The organism is Comamonas serinivorans (genome assembly GCF_002158865.1).
Classification (GTDB): Bacteria; Pseudomonadota; Gammaproteobacteria; order Burkholderiales; family Burkholderiaceae_C; genus Comamonas_E; species Comamonas_E serinivorans.
In genome coordinates, this window is sequence record NZ_CP021455.1 from 1,203,985 (window position 1) to 1,221,006 (window position 17,022).

Consider the following 17,022-nt stretch of genomic DNA (forward strand, 5'->3'; position numbering starts at 1 on the left):
TGAAGTGATGCCTGATCAGCCTCTGCCAAGCCCTGCACCCCCGACCTCGGTGCACGACGCCGACGCGCATCTGCGCGAGACGCGGCTGTCGTCCTCGCGCGTGTTCGAGGGCGATTTCCTGCACATCCAGCGCGATGTGGTGCGCCTGCCCAACGGCCGCCAGGCCAGCCGCGAGTACATCGTCCATCCCGGCGCGGTGGTGGTGATCGCCCTGGTGGAGGCCGGTGAGGTCGTGTCCTTGCCGGGCCAGGCCTTGCCCACCATGGTGAGCGCGCGCAGCGTGGTCATGGAGCGGCAGTTCCGCTACCCGGTGGGACAGGTCATCCGCGAATTCCCGGCCGGCAAGCGCGACCCCGGCGAGCGCAGCCAGGTGTGCGCCGAGCGCGAGCTGCGCGAGGAAACCGGCTTCGTCGCCCGGCAGTGGGCCCATGCCGGCGCGCTGCTGCCCACCGTGGCCTATGCCAACGAATCCATCGACATCTGGTTCGCCCGCGGCTTGGTGCAGCAGGGGCGGCGCCTCGACGACGAGGAGTTCCTCGCCGTGGACCTGTGCACGGTCGAGGACCTCGCCGAGCAATGCCGGCAAGGTGGACTGCCCGACGCCAAATCCGTCACCTGCCTGTGGTGGCTGGAGCAATGGTGCGCCGACAAGCTGAACCTGCATTGGCTGGACCCGCTGGCTTGAGCCGTGGGGTGCCGCAGGCGTCTGCGGCAAGCCCTTGCGCATGCCGTTTTCGGGACCATTTCGGGATAATGCCCACGATGAAAGTGTTTGACCTTCAATGCGCGCACGAGCATGTGTTTGAAGGCTGGTTTGCATCGGAAGACGATTTCCAGCGCCAGCTGGCGCAGCGCTTGCTGACATGCCCCGTGTGCGGCGAGGCCGAGGTCCGCAAGCTGCCGAGTGCGGCCCGCTTGAACCTCGGGGCGTCCGAGCCCCCGCGCCGCGCGGCGCCCAGCCAGAAGCCGGTTGACCGCAGCGAGGTGCAGGGCCTGTGGATGGCGGCCGTGCGCCACCTCATGGCCAACACCGAAGACGTCGGCACGCGCTTCGCCGAAGAGGCGCGGCGCATCCACCACGGCGACGCGCCCGAGCGGGGCATCCGCGGTCAGGCCAACGCGGAAGAGTCGCAAGCCCTGCGCGACGAAGGCATCGAGGTGCTGCAGCTGCCGCTGCCCGATTTCGCCAAGGAAACGCTGCAGTGAGCGTGCGCGCCCAGTGACGGCGATGGGGCCCGTCCATGAAGGCCGGGTTGGCCGCCGTGCCGATGGCTTCCGGTGATCGGTGGAGTTCTGGTGCCCGTACCCTGGAGGCAAGCCGCTGAACGGTCCTGATCTGGCCTGTGCTGGGAGGCACACCCTGAGGGGGCTGCTCCTGAACACGCACTGAAGCACCGTCGATGGTGAAACGCGCGAAGACGTGCTGGCCTTCAGACGATTCGGCGATGCGCCTGATCTGCCCCGTCGCCGGGACGATTTCACGCGGCGCTTTGGCGGATTCGGTGGCCGGATGGCCGCAGGCTCAAGGGTGGTCCAGCGGTGCCGTGTCGGCAAACGGTGCTTCGCGAGCCTGGCGCGCCCGCCAGTGCGCGCGCAGGGCCTGGGCCAGCGGGCACAGGTAGAGCAGGGGCGCGAGGATGCAGCCCAGCCAATACACCAGGGCCGTGAGCCAGAACGCCAGGCTCTGCTCGCTGAGGTTGACCCAGGTGCCGGGACAGCCCGCGTCACCGCAAGACAGCAGGTTGCCGTGGATCGAGGCCCGCCACAGTGCCTGGCCCAGCGCGACATGCAAGCCCAGCGCCGCCAAGCCGATCACGGCCCAGAGCAGGACGACCCCGGGTGTGGGCCAGCCGGCATCCGCTTCGCCGTCGACCCCGGTGTCAGCGGACAGCGGCTGACCGGTGCGGCGCAGCCGAGCCCAGACCAGGCACAGCGACACCAGCGCACCCAGGGGCACACTCAGCTGCAACAGCAGGTGGCTGAGGACGGCGTAGGTGTGCATGGCGGGGTTGGCGTCAGGCCAGGTAGCGTGCGCGCAGCTCGCGCTGGGCGTCGGCGCCCACCCCCAGGGCGTCGCGCAGGTAAGTGTCGGTGTTGCCCCAGCCGGCATCCACGGCCTCGAAGGCGGCAGTCAGGAAGTCGGGCTGCACCTGCCAGATGACGCGCAGCACCTCGATCGGGGTGTTGGTCGCGTGCGGGGTGTCGGGCCGCTGGTACAAGGCGTTGGTCAGCAGGTAGTCGGCCATGATGTCGTCCTGGCTGACGCCCAGCACATGCAGGATCAGCGCGGCCGCAAAGCCGGTTCGGTCCTTGCCGGCGGTGCAGTGGAACACCAGCGGGTCGTCGCTGCTCAGCAGGGCCTGGAAGAGGGCCGCAAAACGTTCGGCGTTGTGGTTGACGAAGCCGCGGTAGGTGTCCTGCATCAGCGACACGGCGATGACCGGCGTGACCTGTTCCCCGGCGGCCACCAGCTCCTGCAGCCCTTGCACGACGGTGGGCTCGATGGGCAGGCTGTGCTGGGTCAGGCCCAGCAGCTCGTAAGGCGACGCGGCACGCTCATGCTGACCCCGGAAATCAAAGCTGCGTTGCACGCGCAAGCCTTGGATGGCCTCGTAATCCTGCGGTGTGAGCCGGGCCAGGTTGTCCGAGCGGAACAGGCGGCGCCAGACCACCCGCCGGCCATCGGCGCCCAGGTAGCCACCCAGATCGCGGAAATTGGTGGCCCCCAGCAACCCCAGGCTGCGGGTGGGTTGCGACTGGGCGGCGGCTGGGTTCAGGGTGTGGGTGGTGCTCAAGGTGAACTCGCTGGGTGGTGAAAAGGGAACTGGAAGATGGTGACGCATCTTGCCAGCAGGCTTTGACACGCGTGCGTCAAACGGTGAGCGCCCTGGCGGCTCGTGCGAAACGGTCGGCTGCAGCTGGGCACCTGCGGCCAGCCGATGGCCTTTGGCTTCATCCGGGACTTCGAAATTTCAGAAAGCGCTGCCCGTCCAGCATCACCTCGCCCACGCGCTGGAATCCCAACCTGCTCAGGCCCCTGGTGCGCAGCCGGCTGGGCGGCAGCAAGATGTTGACGGCCTCCAGGCCCAGCTCAGCCCTGCGGCTCATGAAATGGCGAACAATCCGGCCACCTTGCCCCCAGTACGCAGGGAAAAGCACCAAAGCGAAATCAGCCTCGCCATCTTCTCGCTGAAAGCCGCCCCAGCCCGCAAAGTGGCCATCGACTCGGATGGCGAGCGGCCCATGGCCGTTGTCCACCCATTGCGCATCCTTGGCCTGAACCCATTCGGCAACGGCGTCTTCATCCCAGTTGGGGTCTGCCAAGGGCATGTGACGGATCACGTCGGGATGGCGCAGCAGCGCCATCCACTGGGGGATTGGAATGTCGGAGAAGGCGTGCAGAGAAAAACCCATGCGGTGCGCGAAAACTGGAAGCAGGGCTAGCCTGGGGGCAGGGTGGGCGGAGAAGGTTGTGTGAGGCAGTATCACCTGATAGCCGTTCAAGAAAAAACGGCATTCGGCTCATACTCCTGTTTGTGTCGAGGCCGTGTCGCACGGTCGCTCGAGCGGGTGCGAATGACATGGACCTCATCCACAGGCCCATCCGCCAGTCGGCGGATGGCCGTGCGGACGGGCGCTCAGCGCTTGCGGGCGGCGATGGCCTTCTCGGCCTCGGTCACCAGCGGCTCGCCGATCTGCTTCTTCCACTTGTCGAACACCGGACGCGTGGCCTTGGCGAAGGCCTCGTGTTCCGCCGGGCTCAGCTTGGTCACGGTCACGCCCAGGCCTTGCAGCTCCTTGATCAGCGGCTGGTCGGCTTCGACCAGGCCCTTGCGGGCGATGACGATTTGCTCCTTGGCGGCGTCCAGGGCGGCCTGGCGCACGATGGCCTGGTCTTCCGGCGTCCACGAGGCCCAGACCTGCTTGTTCACCACGAACATCAGCGGGTCGGCCACGTAGCCCCACATCGTCAGGTGCTTCTGCTCCACGGTCTGCAGCTTGGCGGCCATGTAGACCGACAGCGGGTTCTCCTGGCCGTCGACGGCGCCGCTGGCCATGGCGGGCTGGGCATCGGCCCAGCTCATCTGCGTCGGATTGGCGCCCAGCGCGGTGAAGGTTTCGAGGAACAGCGGCGAGCCCACCACGCGGATCTTCAGGCCCTTCAGGTCGGCCGGCGACTTGATGGCGTGCTTGGAGTTGGAGATTTCCCGGAAGCCGTTCTCACCCCAGGCCAGCGGCACCACGCCGGCCTTGTCCAGCGTGCCGAACAGCTGCTTGCCCACGCTGCCCTGCGTCAGCGCATCCATGCCCGCGAAGTCGGGGATCAGGAAGGGCAGCGAGAACAGGTTGAGCTGCTTGACCTGCGGCGACCAGTTGATGGTCGAGCCCACGGCCATGTCGATCACGCCCTGGCGCAACGCGGAGAACTCGCGCGTCTGGTCGCCCTGGATCAGCGACACGCCGGGGTAGAGCTTGATGTTGATGCGGCCGTTGGTGCGCTCGCGCACCTTGTTGGCCCACAGCTCGCCGCCCTTGCCCCACGGAAAGGCCGTGCCGAGCACCAGCGACATCTTGTATTCGGATTTGTACTTGGCCGGGTTGGCCTGGGCCAGGGCGGTTTGCGGCAGCAGGGCGGCGGCGAAGGTGGCGGCGCCGGCCAGGGCGATGAGGCTGCGACGAAGGTTCATGATCGGTCTCCTGGAGAGGTTTGTGGCCCTGGGGGCGGTGATGAAAAAGGGGTGGCGGGTGGCCGATTCAGGGGGACAGGCGCGCAATGCCGACCCGGCCGTTCACCGGGCTGCCATCGAGGTTCAACAGCAGCAGCTGGTTCTCGGACACGGCGCCAAACAGCATCACGCCGCTGACATCCTCGATGCGGTCCGGCGTCAGCCGCAGCTGGGTGCCGCCTTGTTCAAGGGCCCAGCGTCCCGTGACGCGTGGGATCACGACCCCACCTGTGAACACGTAACGGCCGCCCGCTTTGAACTCAAAGATTTTGGGATCGTCGCTGTCGCTGGCCTGGAGGTCGAAGATGACGTTGCTCAAGCCGAAGCGGCCGACGACCTGAGCGGGGGTCAGTTGGACGGTGGCTGCCGGTGCGGGTGTGGGCGCTGGCTCCGAGGCCGGCCCGTCCGCAGGCGCCGCCTGGGGGGCGAGGTGGTCGTCGCTGGTGCGGGGTGCCTGGACGACGTCGACCGCCTGGCTGCTGGCCGGCGGGTCGGACGCCTGCCCGCAGGCCGTCAACAGCATGCAGCAGGCCAGACCGGTGGAAAGACGCGTGATCATGGCCTAGTATCCAAGCTGATGCGGCAGCCACAAAGCGATCTGAGGCCAATACATCACGGCCAGCATGACCAGGCCCATGGCGATCAGCATGGGCCAGACCCAGCGGATCGTTTCTTCCATGCGCACGCCGGCGATGCGGCAGGACACCATCAGGTTCACGGCCAGCGGCGGCATGAACTGGCCCAGGGCCACCTTCAGCGTGATCAGCACGCCGAACCACACCGGGTTCCACTGGTAGTGGTCGATGATGGGCCACAGCAGCGGCACGAAGATCAGGATGATGGACACGCCGTCGAGGAACATGCCGACCACGATCAGCATGAGCATCAGCAGGATGAGCACGCCCATCTCGCCCAGGCCCGAGTTGACGATGGCGTTCGTGACGGGGTCGATGATGCCCAGGGTGGACAGCGAGTAGGCAAAGATGCCCGCCAGCGACACCACCAGCAGGATCACGGCCGACAGCTCGCCCGACTCGCGCAGGATGGGGAAGAGGTCGCGCACCTTGATCGTGCGGTGGATGCACATGCCCACGAACAGACCGTAGAACACGGCGATCACGGCGGCCTCGGTGGGCGTGAACCAGCCCATGCGCATGCCGCCCAAGATCAGCACCGGCGCCGACAGGCCCCAGATGGCCTCGCGAAAGCTCTGCCACAGCGCGGGGCGGGGCAGGGCGGCTTCGAGCTGCCCCATGTTGTGGCGGCGCGCCAGCCACACCGCGGGCACGATGAGGGCGATGCCGGCCAACACGCCGGGCACCATGCCGGCGGCAAACAGCGCCGGCACCGAGGCTCCGGGCACCAGCACCGAATAGACGATGAAGGCGACCGACGGTGGAATCAGGATGTCCGTAGCGGCAGCGGCGCCCACCACGCTAGCCGAATACGCGTTGGGATAACCGGCGCGCGACATGGCGGCGATCATCACTGCGCCCACCGCTGCGGCGTTGGCTGGGCCCGAGCCCGAAATGCCACCCAGGAACATGGCCACGACGATGGCCACCAGCGGCAGCATGCCAGGCCCGCGGCCCACGATGGCGATGGCAAAGTTCACCAGCCGCGCGGCGACGCCCGAGCGGTCGAAGATCGACCCCACGAGCACGAACATCGGGATGGCCAGCAGCGGGTACTTGCCCAGGCCGGCGTAGAAGTTCTGCGGCACGGCCAGCAGGCCGAACCACATCACGTCCTGGTTCGCCAGCGCGATGGCCGCGGCGCCGGCCAGGCCCAGGGCCACGCCGATCGGCACGCCGATCAGCATCATGGCGATGAAGGCGACGAAGAGCAGCGTGGCGATCATGACCAGGCTCCCACGTTGCTCAGCGCGGTGCGCAGGGCCTGCTGCCCTTGGGGGCCGCGTGGTGCCACGCTGCACGGCGTGGGGGCGATCTGGCGGGAGAACGGCTGCGGGCCGTGGCCGGTCAACCGGGTCATGCGGGGTCCTTGTTCACGGGGGTGCCGGGGTCGGGGCGCGACTGCCGGATGTACAGACCCAGCGCCCGCAGCGTGATGGCGAAGGCGCAGATCGGCATCCACATCGTGTACCACCAGACGGGCACGCCGATGCCGGGCGAGGTCTCGCCGAATTCGATGTCGTCCAGGAGCACGCGTGCGCTCAGCACCGTGAGCAGGGCAAAGAACACGACCACCAGGGCCGTGGCGACGCGGGCGAACGCGCGCTGGCGGCTGCTGCTGCCGCGCTCGGCAAAGTACTCGATGCGGATGTGGGCGTTGCGCGCGAAGGCGGCCGAACCGGCGACCATGGCCAGCACGATCATCAGGAAGACCGAAAACTCCTCGGTCCAGGCGAACGAGACGCTGGTGAAGTAGCGCACCAGCACGTTGGCAAAGGTGATCAGCGCCAGGGCCGCCATGATGAGGACGGTGAGCCAGTCCTCGATCTTGAGCGGCACGCGCGTGTTCACGTCGGGGGGCGAGCCGGCGTCGGGACGCGCCTCGTCGGGGTCGGGCAATTCGGGAGAGGACATGGGCCAGCAACACAGGAGATGCCAGGGCGAAGCGCTGCGGTGGGCAGGGCCAACCGTCTCCCTGGATCGGATTGGGCATCAAAACGGTGCGACATCTTACTTTCTGGTACGCGTTCGGTCCTTCGGTCTGCCACACGCGTGCAGCCGGCGCACTGTGTCAGGGCGATGACGGCCGGGGCCAGGCCCTCGCGTGAGGGTGGCCGATGACGACTGCGCTGCGGGTTGCTCGGCGCAGCGGGGCGGGCAGGCATCCGCTCGCGGCCACCTGGGGCCGCGGTGAGTCCCCCTCGGCCATCGCCGGAGCGGTTTGCGCGCGGTCGGTTGAGGTGGCTGCACCGGCCCAGGCCGGCTCCTGCCACGGTCTTGCCCATCCACCGGCGATGCCGGCTTTCCATGACGACGTTCAACACCGACGGTGAGGTCGGCCAGCCCTGCGGGGTCCTCACGCAGGTCCCAGGCCAGCAGCTCGTTGGCGTTCGTCGGGTGCATCGCCAGCGGCCACATCACGGCCAGACAGCCGCGGGTGGGTGAAAACACGCCCGACACGATGCTCCGCGGCGGCGCCGGGCATTCGTCAGGCCGCGCCGGTGCGGCCCTGCGACGCCGGCGCAGCGGAGGCCATCCGGCAGGGCGTGAGCCGCAAGCTGGCGCGCAGCCCCTTGAGGCGCGCGCTTTTCGCAAGCACCAGCTCGCCGCCATAGGCGTGCGCGACTTGTCGCGCGATGGCCAGGCCCAGGCCGTGTCCCGACACGGATTCGTCGAAGCGCAAGCCGCGCTGGCCGGCGCGCTGCAGCTGCTCGGCGCTCATGCCCGGGCCGTCGTCCTCGATGTGCAGCCACAGGCTGTCGCCCTCGGCGCTGGCCTGCACGGCCACGGTCGAGGCTGCCCACTTGCCGGCGTTGTCCAGCAGGTTGCCCAGCACTTCCGCCAGGTCGGTGGCGTCGCCACGCCAGAGCCACGGGATGGAGTCGGGCAGGTCCAGGTGCCAGTTCAGCTCCTGCGCCGCATGCAGCTTGCGCATGGCGCGCACCACCTCGCGCAGGGAATCGGCCACGTTCACCGTGCCGGTGGCGGCCCGGGCCTGGGTGGCGTCGCTCCAGGTGCGGGCCTGGTAGCGGTCGATCAGCTCCGTCAGCGTCTGGCTGTGTTGCAGCACCTCCGCGGCGCTCACGCTGGGCTGCTGGCTGGCGGCGGCCGTGAGCAGGGCCAGGGGCTTTTTCAGGGCGTGGTTCAGGTCGGCGGCATGGGCCCGCGCCCGGCTGACCACCTGGGCGTTCTGCTGCAGCAGGGCCTGCAACTCCTGCTGCAGCGGGGCCAGGTCGGCGCCCACGCGCACATGAGGCACCGCGTGCTCGGCAGCTTGCGCGGGGTCCCGTTGGGCGGCCACAGCCTGGGCAAAGCGCCGCAGCGGCAGCAGGCCCACCCGCAGCTGCACGGCCAGCAGCACCGCCAGCAGGGCCACCAGGGCGATGGCCGTGGTCAGCAGGATGTGGTCGATGCGCTGCAGGCTGGCGCGCAGGGCGGTGGCCGGGCCGTAGACGGTCAGGCTCACGGGCACATCCAGGCCGCTCACGGCCACGCGCTGCTGCCAGCCGATCAGGGGCTCGCCCAGTGGCCCCGTGGCTTGCACCAGGCCCAAGGCGGCTGGGCCCACGGCCCGATGCGCCACCAGGCTGGGGGCATCCCACAGCGAGCGCGAGACGCCACGCGGCATGAACGGCATGGATGGCATGGATGGCGCGGCGCCGTCGGATGCGGCGCGCCCGGCAACGGGTGGCGGAACTTGGGCTTCATGGGCCCAGGCCGTGTTGTCGGCGTCGTTGGATGGCGCCAACGAGGGCGCCTGAACCGAGGGGGACGCCGATGCCCCCGGCGCGGGCTGGCGGTGCGCGGCGCGTGGTTCAGACGGCGCTGCGCCGGCTGCGGAAACGTCGGCCTGGGCCTGCCAGTACCAGCCCGAGTAAATGGTGCTGAACTCGTCGGCGCTGGTTGGGGGCTCGCCGAGGCGCTGCTGGGGGCCGGGTCGCAGGCGTGCGGCCACCCGTTGGTGCTTGTCTTGCAGGGTCTGCGCCATGCTGGCGTACAGGGCGTCGTGCATCTGCTGGCGCAGCACGGCCGATCCCGCACCCACCACCAGCGCGGCCGGCACCAGCGCCAGCCAGGTGATGCGCTGCGCAATCGTCCAGGGACGTGAGGCCGGACGGGAGGAGGGCTGCGGGCGTGGCGTCAATCGGGTGGTGGGGGTATGGTGCAGTTATCGATGTCAATGAAACGGCAAGGGGGTTATACCCATGCATGTCATTGACGCGTCAATCCACCTTCAGCCGGAACCCCTGGCCGCGCTCGGTCACCAGCAGGTCGGGCGCACCCAGCTTGCGGCGGATGCGGCCGATGAGCACGTCCAGGGTGTTGGAGTCGGGGTCCAGGTCACGTGCGTAGACGTGTTCGCTGATGGCCGTGCGCGTGAGCAGCTGACCCGGGTGGTGCATGAAGTAGGCCAGGATTTTGTGCTCCTGCGCCGTCAGCTGCAAACCCTGGCCCTGCCAGACAAAGCGGCCCGCGGCCACGTCGTATTCGAGCCCGCCGGCCCGCAGCACCGCGCTGCCGCTGCCCGACACGCGGCGCAGCATGGCGCGCAGGCGCAGCACCACCTCTTCGAGCATGAAGGGCTTGGTCAGGTAGTCGTCGGCCCCCGCGTTGAAGCCTGCCAGCTTGTCGCTCCAGCGGTTGCGTGCCGTCAGCACCAGCACCGGCCAATGGCGGTCGGCCTCGCGCCAGTCGCGCAGCACGGTCAGGCCGTCCTTGCGCGGCAGGCCCAGGTCCAGCACCGCGGCGTCGTAGGCCTCGACGCTGCCCGCAAACGCCGCGGCCTCGCCGTCGTGCTCCACGTCGACCACGAAGCCGGCCGCCTGCAGGGCATGCTGAATCTGCGCGGCCAGCGCCACATCGTCTTCCACCACCAGGATGCGCACCCGTCAGTCCTCCACCTTGCGCTTGAGGATGGCGCCCGTCCTCGCGTCCACGTGCAGCTCCAGCGTGCTGCCAGGGTCCTGCGCCAGCTCGATTTCGTAGTACGCCCCCTGGCGCTCGTCCTGCTCCAGCTCCACCTCGCGCACCAGGCCGGCGAAGCGGCCGCTCAAGGCCTGCAGCACCTCGGGCATGGGGGTGATGGCCGTGGCCGACAGGCTGCCCGCTGGGCCTTCGAGCGCGCCGGTGCGCGCATCCATGAGCACCTTGTGCGTCGTGGTGCCGCGCGGCATGAGCTTGAGCTTGTAGTGGGCCTTGCCGCGGTTCACCTCGAACTCGGCATCGACCACGCGGCTGCCCAGCTGCTGCTCCACACGCCGCAGGTGCGCGGCCAGCTGGGCCAGGGTCAAGGCCTGGTCGCCCAGGTCGGGCTCCTGCGCCAGCACGCGCCCGGTTGCCGCGTCCACCAACAGCTCTTGCTTGTGCCCTTGCGGGCTGGCCAGGGTGATTTCGTAGCGCAGCTCGCCCTGCGGCCCGCGCTTGGTTTCCACGTCCAGCACACGGCCAGGGTATGTCTTGCTCAGGTCTGACACGATGACGGCCAAGGGCTTGTACTGCCCGGTGTGCACGCCGGCACGCACCTGGTCCTGCTCGCCAGCCCAGCCGCCGGGCAGGGCCAGCAGCCCGCTCGCGGCCACGGCGGCCAGCGTCGCGCGCAGCAGGGCAAAAGGAGGGCGGATCGCGCGCGGTGTCATGCGGCTCGATTGTGCCGGTCGCCGGTTAAACGCCGCGTGAACGGCCGCTTCACGCTCGGTTTAGGGGCGGTTGTCGACACTGACACCGTCGTTGGCAGCCGGCTGGCTCGCTGCCGTTCATCCCGTTTCCGGAGTTTTTCATGACCGTCACCCGCACCACCCTGACCACCACCGCTGCCGCGCTGCTGCTGGCGCTGGCCCCCGCCGCCTGGGCGCTGAACGCCTCGCAGGCCCTGCAGGTCATGCAGAACAACGGCTACGTGGCCGCGCATGGCCTGGTGCTGGAGCACGGCCACTGGACCGCCCAGGCCACCTCGCAAGCCGGCCAGCGTGCCCACCTGCTGGTCCACGACGCGACCAGCGGCTTCACCGCGATCCAGCGCGCCGACATCGGCACCAAGCTGCCCGGCGCGGCCCAGGTGACCGAGCGCCTGCGCAGCCTGGGGTATGCCGTGATCCACGACGTGGCGTTTGACGACGGCTTCTGGGAGGCCGAGGTGCGCCAGAGCCGGCGCGGCGAGAAGATCGAGCTGGTGCTGCACCCCGTGAGCCTGGCGGTGTTGAGCCAGACCAGTGCCGCCGGCAATGCCAACGCCAACGTCCTGCCCGCGGCGCAGATCCTGCAGCTGCTGCAGCAAGCCGGCTACACCCAGGTGCGCGACCTCGAGTTCGACGATGGCCGCTGGGAGGCCGAGGCCTACAACGCCGCCGGTCAGCCCGTGGACCTCTCCATCAACGCCGCCACCGGTGCGGTGGAGCGCGAAAAGCTGGACGACTGAGGCGCAGCGCGAGGCCGAGATGGTCGGCCTCGCCAGGCATGCGCAGGGGGCGGTCCCGCCAAGTGGGCGGGCGCTGCCCCCATGGCGTTGGCGTTCCATGCCGCGCGCATGCCGTGCATGGACGTGCGGATCAAGCATCCGATCAAGCAGCTGGGCTGGCTGTTTGCATCAGGCCGCCGCTGCATGCAGCAGGGCGTCGCTGATGGCGCGCGCGATGGGCTCGAAGAGCGCTGGGCTGGTCATCGCGGCCGAGCCGTCTGGCGTGTGGCTCGAGGGCGCCCGCGATGCCGAAGGTGCGCAGCGGCTCCGGACCCCCGGCACGCGCTTCGGCGGGCGCGGGCTGGGCATTTGCGGCTCCATGGGGCCTGCTGGGCCGGTGCGTCCCTAAAATCGGGCCCTTCGCAGATGAGCCGGCGCGCAGCAGCCGGCGTTTCGCTTCATGCAGCTCACCCCCTCCATCTTCAAGGCCTACGACATCCGCGGCATCGTGCCGTCCACCCTGAACGAGGCCGTGGCCGAAGGCCTAGGCAAGGCGTTCGGCACGCATGCGCTGCGGCAGGGCGAACGCGTCGTGGCGGTCGGACGCGATGGCCGCCTCTCCGGTCCGTCGCTCGTCCAGGCGCTGATCCGCGGGCTGGTGGCCGTCGGCATCGAGGTCATCGACATCGGCATGGTGACCACGCCCATGCTGTATTTCGCCGCCAGCACGCTGTGCCACAGCGGCATCCAGGTCACGGGCAGCCACAACCCGCGCGACTACAACGGCTTCAAGATGGTCCTGGGCGGCCGGGCGATCCATGGCGACGAGATCCAAGGCCTGCGCGAGATCATGGAGGCCGAAAGCTGGACCGAGCCACGCGAAGGCGGGGGCACGGTCCAGCAGGCCGATGTGTTTCCCGCCTACCTCGCGCGCATCACCGGCGACGTCAAGCTGGCCCGTCCCATGACCGTGGTGGTCGACTGCGGCAACGGCGTGGCCGGCGCCACGGCGCCACAGGTGCTGCGGGCGCTGGGCTGCGAGGTGATCGAGCTGTTTTCCGAGGTGGATGGGCGCTTCCCCAACCACCACCCCGACCCCAGCAAGCCCGAAAACCTGCGCGACGTCATCGCCGCGCTGCAGACCGGTCCGGCCGAGCTGGGCCTGGCGTTCGACGGCGACGGCGACCGCCTGGGCATCGTCACCAAGGACGGCCAGACCATTTACCCCGACCGCCAGATGATGCTGTTCGCCCGCGATGTGCTGCAGCGCGTGCCGGGCGGCACCGTGGTGTTCGACGTGAAGTGCTCGCAGCAGCTGGCGCCCGCCATTCGAGAGGCCGGCGGCCAGCCGCTGATGTACAAGACCGGCCACTCGCTGGTCAAGGCGCAGATGAAGGCCGTGGGCGCGCCGCTGGGCGGCGAGATGAGCGGCCACATCTTCTTCCAGGAGCGCTGGTTCGGCTTCGACGACGGCACCTACGCCGGCTGCCGCCTGCTCGAGATCCTGAGCCGCGAGGCCGACCCCAGCGCCGCGCTGAACGCCTTGCCGACCAGCCACGCCACGCCCGAGCTGAACGTGCCGTGTGACGAGGGCGAGCCGCATGCGCTGGCCGCACGGCTGCAGACGCTGGCCGCCAGCTGGTTTGCGGCGCCGGCTGCGGGCCAGGCCCCGTCGGGCGCACGGGCGTTGCCCGAAGGCGTGGCCGCGCCCGTGGTCTCCACCATTGACGGCCTGCGCGTGGACTGGTCCGACGGGTTTGGCCTGATCCGCGCCAGCAACACCACGCCGGTGTTGGTGCTGCGCTTTGAAGGGCAGACCGATGCAGCCTTGCGCCGCATCGAGGCCGACATGCTGGCGCTGCTGCACGCGGTCAAGCCCGATGCGCAGCTCGCCCAGGCCGCGCATTGACCGACATGAGTGGAGTATGGGTGAATTGCCATTTTTTGATCAACGGCAGTGCCTGGATACTGTCTGATAAACCATGCCCATGATGCGCACGCTCTACAGCCTGGCCACGGTGCTGGCCCAGCCCCTGCTGCGCCGCAAGCTCAGGCGCCGCGGGGCGGCCGAGCCGGGCTACCTGCAGGCCGTGCCCGAGCGCTTCGGCCAGTACGACCCGCGGGTGCGCAAGGCCGCCGGCCTGGCGCGGCGCGGACCGCTGGTCTGGGTGCACGCGGTGTCGCTGGGCGAGACGCGGGCCGCCGCGCCGCTGGTGGCGCGCCTGCGCCGCCAGCTGCCGGCGATGCGGCTGCTGCTCACGCACGGCACGGCCACGGGCCGGGCCGAAGGCCGCAGCCTGCTGCAGGACGGCGACATCCAGGTCTGGCAGCCCTGGGACACGCCGGCCGCCACGCGCAAGTTCATCCAGCAGTTCAGGCCCGACGTGGGCGTGCTGATGGAAACCGAGGTCTGGCCCAACCTGATGGCCGCCTGCACGGCCGAGGACATCCCCGTGGTGCTGGCCAACGCCCGCATGTCCGCGGCCTCGCTCCAGCGCGCGCGGCGCCTGGCCTGGCTGGCCCGGCCGGCCTATGGCGCGCTGGCGGCGGCGCTGCCGCAGACGAACGAGGATGCGCAGCACCTCAAGGCCCTGGGGGCGCCGGTGCGCGCTGTGCTGGGCAACCTGAAGTACGACGCCGATCCGGACCCGGCGCTGCTCGCCGCCGGGCGACGCCTGAAGTCGCAGTCACGCAAGCCCATCGTGGTGTTCGCCAGTTCGCGCGAAGGCGAAGAGGGCGAGCTGTTCAAGTGGCTGCGCCCGGCCGTGGCCGGCCGCGATGCCACGACCAGCGGCGTCGAGCTGGCGCACGATGCCCTGCACGCCGTGCAGTGGCTGGTGGTGCCACGCCATCCGCAGCGCTTCCAGTCGGTGGCCGAGCTGGCGCAGATCCAGCACCTGCGCGTGAGCGAACGCAGCACCTGGGGGCGCGAGCCCGACCACCTGGTGCTGCCGGCCGAGGCCGACCGGCCCGAGGTCTGGATCGGCAACAGCCTGGGCGAGATGGCGCTGTACTACGGCATGGCCGACCTGGCCTTGCTGGGCGGCAGCTTCAAGCCGCTGGGCGGGCAGAACCTCATCGAGGCCATCGCCTGCGGCTGCCCCGTCCTCATGGGGCCGTCCACCTTCAACTTCGAACAGGCGGCACGCGAAGCGCAATCGCGCGGGGCGGCGCTGCGCGTGGCCAACCTGGGCGAGGCGGTGCAGCGCGCCGCCGCCCTGGCGACCGATGCGCCGCGCATGCAGCGCCTGCGCCAGGCGGGGGCGAACTTCTCGGCCTCGTACCGGGGGGCGGCCGAAGCCACGGCCCAGGCCATCGCCGACGTGCTGGCGCGCCGCGGCGCCACGGGCGGGGGCGCGCCCACGCAGTGGTGAGCGCCGGCCCTGTCAAACCGGGCATCCGGGTTTGCCCGATATGACGAGATAATGACGCCATGCTCGCCAAACGAATCATTCCCTGTCTGGACGTCACCGGTGGTCGCGTCGTCAAAGGTGTCAACTTCGTCGAGTTGCGCGACGCCGGCGATCCGGTCGAGATCGCCGCGCGCTACAACGAGCAGGGGGCCGATGAGCTCACCTTCCTCGACATCACGGCCACCAGCGACGGGCGTGACCTGATCCTCAACATCATCGAGGCCGTGGCCAGCCAGGTCTTCATCCCGCTGACGGTGGGCGGCGGTGTGCGCACCGTCGACGACGTGCGCCGCCTGCTCAACGCCGGGGCCGACAAGACCAGCTTCAACTCGGCCGCCATCGCCAACCCCGAGGTGATCCGCGAGGCCTCGGCCAAGTACGGCGCGCAGTGCATCGTGGTCGCCATCGACGCCAAGCGGCGCGTGGGCGACGAGGTTGTCGCGCGCGGCGAGGGCTGGGACGTCTACAGCCACGGCGGGCGCAAGAACACCGGCCTGGATGCCGTGGCCTGGGCCACCCGCATGGCCGAGCTGGGCGCGGGCGAGATCCTGCTCACCAGCATGGACAAGGACGGCACCAAGAGCGGATTCGACCTGGCGCTGACGCGCGCCGTGGCCGACGCGGTGCCGGTGCCCGTCATCGCCTCGGGGGGCGTGGGCACCCTGGACCACCTCGCCGACGGCGTGCAGCAAGGCGGTGCCGATGCGGTGCTGGCGGCCAGCATCTTCCACTACGGCGAGTACACCGTGGGCCAGGCCAAGGCGCACATGGCCAGCCGCGGCATTCCGGTGCGCGAGTGATGCACTCATCGGGGGTATGCCCATGCCCTCGTTGATTCGAAAACGGCAACCGAGTCATACTGCCCGATTTTTGCCGCCAACCCCGTGACCCGCCGCAGCCCGCCTGGCCTGCGGCCCGATTGAAAGCTTGATGCATGTCTGAACCCAACGTCGAACGCGGCTCGCCGAACTGGCTGGGCCAGGTGAAGTGGGACGAACACGGCCTGGTGCCCGTCATCGCGCAGGAGGCGCAGACGGGCGATGTGCTGATGTTCGCCTGGATGAACCGCGAGGCCCTGCTCAAGACCTCGGAGCTGGGGCGCGCGGTGTACTTCAGCCGCTCGCGCCGCAAGCTCTGGTTCAAGGGCGAGGAGTCCGGCCACGTGCAGCAGGTGCACGAGATCCGCATCGATTGCGACAACGACGTCATCTTGCTGAAGGTGACGCAGCTGGGCCACGAGCCCGGCATCGCCTGCCACACCGGCCGCCACAGCTGCTTTTATTCGCGCCTGGAGCAAGGGCATTGGCAGCCCGTCGATCCGGTCTTGAAAGATCCGGACAGCATCTACACCTCTGTCTGAAGGCTGTTGCACATGAGCGAGACCACCCTGACCGATGCGCTGGCGCGCCTGGCCGATGTGCTGGAAAGCCGTCAACCTGCCGCTGGCGGCGATCCCGACAAAAGCTATGTCGCGCGCCTGTTGGCCAAAGGGCCCGATGCCTTCCTGAAAAAGATCGGCGAAGAGGCCACCGAGGTCGTCATGGCCGCCAAGGATGTGGACGCGGGCGCCGACAAGACCCAGCTGGTGTACGAGGTCGCCGACCTGTGGTTTCACACCCTGGTGGCGCTGACGCATTACGGGCTGCGGCCCGAGGACGTGGTGGGCGAGCTGGTGCGCCGCGAGGGCCTGAGTGGCCTGGAGGAAAAAGCCTTGCGCAAGGCCGTGGGTCGGGAACAATCCGAGTCGCGTCCGGTCTGAGCCGGGCGCCGTCCGACCACCCACGGGTTGCGCCGCCGTGCACGGGCCGGGTGACCGCCTGGACCGCCGTGTTTGTGTTTGCCTTTCCTGAAAG

At 69.3% G+C, this 17,022-nt stretch carries 19 protein-coding genes and 1 pseudogene; 8 read left to right on the forward strand and 12 right to left on the reverse strand.

Features of this window, described 5'->3' with window-relative positions; genetic code table 11:
* Positions 1–7 precede the first annotated feature (7 nt).
* Together CCO03_RS05070 and CCO03_RS05075 are read left to right on the forward strand one after the other, a co-directional pair.
* A complete protein-coding gene (locus CCO03_RS05070) occupies positions 8–685 on the forward strand; it encodes an NUDIX domain-containing protein (protein ID WP_087278070.1) in 678 nt (225 codons plus the stop codon).
* 77 nt (positions 686–762) lie between these two features.
* Entirely contained in the window at positions 763–1,206 is a 444-nt protein-coding gene (locus CCO03_RS05075; protein WP_087284208.1) for a DUF1178 family protein, read from the forward strand.
* Between the two features lie 316 nt (positions 1,207–1,522).
* Here CCO03_RS05075 and CCO03_RS05080 read toward each other — a convergent pair whose 3' ends face one another.
* The 12 genes and pseudogenes from CCO03_RS05080 to CCO03_RS05130 all read right to left on the reverse strand — a co-directional run bounded on the left by CCO03_RS05080 (position 1,523) and on the right by CCO03_RS05130 (position 10,998).
* On the reverse strand, positions 1,523–2,002 hold the full coding sequence (locus CCO03_RS05080; protein ID WP_087278073.1) for a hypothetical protein: 480 nt from the start codon (positions 2,000–2,002) through the stop codon (positions 1,523–1,525).
* Positions 2,003–2,015: 13 nt separating this feature from the next.
* Complete coding sequence (locus CCO03_RS05085; protein WP_236904034.1) at positions 2,016–2,795, reverse strand: tyrosine-protein phosphatase; 780 nt, start codon at positions 2,793–2,795, stop codon at positions 2,016–2,018.
* 157 nt (positions 2,796–2,952) lie between these two features.
* Positions 2,953–3,414: a GNAT family N-acetyltransferase gene (locus tag CCO03_RS05090; RefSeq protein WP_087278079.1), complete on the reverse strand. Its 462-nt coding sequence runs from the start codon at positions 3,412–3,414 to the stop codon at positions 2,953–2,955.
* 224 nt (positions 3,415–3,638) lie between these two features.
* Positions 3,639–4,688, reverse strand: coding sequence for a DctP family TRAP transporter solute-binding subunit (locus CCO03_RS05095; protein ID WP_087278082.1), 1,050 nt, complete (start codon positions 4,686–4,688; stop codon positions 3,639–3,641).
* Positions 4,689–4,755: 67 nt separating this feature from the next.
* Positions 4,756–5,286 (reverse strand): hypothetical protein, encoded by a 531-nt coding sequence (locus CCO03_RS05100; protein ID WP_157667509.1) that lies wholly within the window; start codon positions 5,284–5,286, stop codon positions 4,756–4,758.
* A 3-nt stretch (positions 5,287–5,289) separates the two neighbouring features.
* Complete coding sequence (locus tag CCO03_RS05105) at positions 5,290–6,588, reverse strand: TRAP transporter large permease (protein ID WP_087278089.1); 1,299 nt, start codon at positions 6,586–6,588, stop codon at positions 5,290–5,292.
* On the reverse strand, positions 6,585–6,722 hold the full coding sequence (locus CCO03_RS19510) for a hypothetical protein (protein ID WP_157667510.1): 138 nt from the start codon (positions 6,720–6,722) through the stop codon (positions 6,585–6,587). The genes CCO03_RS05105 and CCO03_RS19510 overlap by 4 nt, the downstream gene beginning before the upstream one ends.
* Entirely contained in the window at positions 6,719–7,276 is a 558-nt protein-coding gene (locus CCO03_RS05110; protein ID WP_087278092.1) for a TRAP transporter small permease, read from the reverse strand. Before CCO03_RS05110 ends, CCO03_RS19510 begins: the two co-directional genes overlap by 4 nt.
* A 411-nt stretch (positions 7,277–7,687) precedes the next feature.
* Positions 7,688–7,840, reverse strand: a pseudogene (gene sbcB, locus CCO03_RS20280) (exodeoxyribonuclease I); the annotation flags it as partial.
* Positions 7,841–7,850: 10 nt separating this feature from the next.
* On the reverse strand, positions 7,851–9,506 hold the full coding sequence (locus CCO03_RS05120) for a sensor histidine kinase (protein WP_236904035.1): 1,656 nt from the start codon (positions 9,504–9,506) through the stop codon (positions 7,851–7,853).
* A 79-nt stretch (positions 9,507–9,585) separates the two neighbouring features.
* Positions 9,586–10,248 carry a response regulator transcription factor gene (locus tag CCO03_RS05125; protein WP_087278097.1) on the reverse strand — a complete coding sequence of 221 codons (663 nt, stop codon included), beginning with the start codon at positions 10,246–10,248 and terminating at the stop codon, positions 9,586–9,588.
* A 3-nt stretch (positions 10,249–10,251) separates the two neighbouring features.
* Positions 10,252–10,998: a PepSY domain-containing protein gene (locus CCO03_RS05130; RefSeq protein WP_087278101.1), complete on the reverse strand. Its 747-nt coding sequence runs from the start codon at positions 10,996–10,998 to the stop codon at positions 10,252–10,254.
* A 140-nt stretch (positions 10,999–11,138) separates the two neighbouring features.
* Here CCO03_RS05130 and CCO03_RS05135 point away from each other — a divergent pair, with 140 nt between their 5' ends.
* From CCO03_RS05135 to CCO03_RS05165, 6 genes are all read left to right on the forward strand, one after another.
* Positions 11,139–11,777, forward strand: a complete 639-nt coding sequence (locus tag CCO03_RS05135) for a PepSY domain-containing protein (RefSeq protein ID WP_087278105.1) — start codon at positions 11,139–11,141, stop codon at positions 11,775–11,777.
* 439 nt (positions 11,778–12,216) lie between these two features.
* Positions 12,217–13,665 (forward strand): phosphomannomutase/phosphoglucomutase, encoded by a 1,449-nt coding sequence (locus tag CCO03_RS05145; RefSeq protein WP_087278110.1) that lies wholly within the window; start codon positions 12,217–12,219, stop codon positions 13,663–13,665.
* A gap of 73 nt (positions 13,666–13,738) precedes the next feature.
* Positions 13,739–15,130: a 3-deoxy-D-manno-octulosonic acid transferase gene (locus tag CCO03_RS05150; RefSeq protein ID WP_087278113.1), complete on the forward strand. Its 1,392-nt coding sequence runs from the start codon at positions 13,739–13,741 to the stop codon at positions 15,128–15,130.
* A 59-nt stretch (positions 15,131–15,189) separates the two neighbouring features.
* A complete protein-coding gene (gene hisF, locus CCO03_RS05155; protein WP_087278116.1) occupies positions 15,190–15,969 on the forward strand; it encodes an imidazole glycerol phosphate synthase subunit HisF in 780 nt (259 codons plus the stop codon).
* 134 nt (positions 15,970–16,103) lie between these two features.
* Positions 16,104–16,529 (forward strand): phosphoribosyl-AMP cyclohydrolase, encoded by a 426-nt coding sequence (gene hisI, locus CCO03_RS05160; RefSeq protein ID WP_087278119.1) that lies wholly within the window; start codon positions 16,104–16,106, stop codon positions 16,527–16,529.
* Positions 16,530–16,541: 12 nt separating this feature from the next.
* Entirely contained in the window at positions 16,542–16,928 is a 387-nt protein-coding gene (locus CCO03_RS05165; protein ID WP_087278121.1) for a phosphoribosyl-ATP diphosphatase, read from the forward strand.
* Positions 16,929–17,022: the final 94 nt, after the last annotated feature.

Excerpts from the sequence above, each read along its gene's own strand:
- CCO03_RS05150 (WP_087278113.1), top strand. The coding sequence starts at position 13,739 with ATGCCCATGATGCGCACGCTCTACAGCCTGGCCACGGTGCTGGCCCAG.
- CCO03_RS05075 (WP_087284208.1), top strand. The coding sequence starts at position 763 with ATGAAAGTGTTTGACCTTCAATGCGCGCACGAGCATGTGTTTGAAGGC.
- CCO03_RS05105 (WP_087278089.1), bottom strand. The coding sequence starts at position 6,588 with ATGATCGCCACGCTGCTCTTCGTCGCCTTCATCGCCATGATGCTGATC.
- hisI (WP_087278119.1), top strand. The coding sequence starts at position 16,104 with ATGTCTGAACCCAACGTCGAACGCGGCTCGCCGAACTGGCTGGGCCAG.
- CCO03_RS05090 (WP_087278079.1), bottom strand. The coding sequence starts at position 3,414 with ATGGGTTTTTCTCTGCACGCCTTCTCCGACATTCCAATCCCCCAGTGG.
- CCO03_RS19510 (WP_157667510.1), bottom strand. The coding sequence starts at position 6,722 with ATGACCCGGTTGACCGGCCACGGCCCGCAGCCGTTCTCCCGCCAGATC.
- CCO03_RS05100 (WP_157667509.1), bottom strand. The coding sequence starts at position 5,286 with ATGATCACGCGTCTTTCCACCGGTCTGGCCTGCTGCATGCTGTTGACG.
- CCO03_RS05095 (WP_087278082.1), bottom strand. The coding sequence starts at position 4,688 with ATGAACCTTCGTCGCAGCCTCATCGCCCTGGCCGGCGCCGCCACCTTC.
- hisF (WP_087278116.1), top strand. The coding sequence starts at position 15,190 with ATGCTCGCCAAACGAATCATTCCCTGTCTGGACGTCACCGGTGGTCGC.
- CCO03_RS05080 (WP_087278073.1), bottom strand. The coding sequence starts at position 2,002 with ATGCACACCTACGCCGTCCTCAGCCACCTGCTGTTGCAGCTGAGTGTG.
- CCO03_RS05070 (WP_087278070.1), top strand. The coding sequence starts at position 8 with ATGCCTGATCAGCCTCTGCCAAGCCCTGCACCCCCGACCTCGGTGCAC.
- CCO03_RS05110 (WP_087278092.1), bottom strand. The coding sequence starts at position 7,276 with ATGTCCTCTCCCGAATTGCCCGACCCCGACGAGGCGCGTCCCGACGCC.
- CCO03_RS05145 (WP_087278110.1), top strand. The coding sequence starts at position 12,217 with ATGCAGCTCACCCCCTCCATCTTCAAGGCCTACGACATCCGCGGCATC.
- CCO03_RS05135 (WP_087278105.1), top strand. The coding sequence starts at position 11,139 with ATGACCGTCACCCGCACCACCCTGACCACCACCGCTGCCGCGCTGCTG.
- CCO03_RS05130 (WP_087278101.1), bottom strand. The coding sequence starts at position 10,998 with ATGACACCGCGCGCGATCCGCCCTCCTTTTGCCCTGCTGCGCGCGACG.
- CCO03_RS05165 (WP_087278121.1), top strand. The coding sequence starts at position 16,542 with ATGAGCGAGACCACCCTGACCGATGCGCTGGCGCGCCTGGCCGATGTG.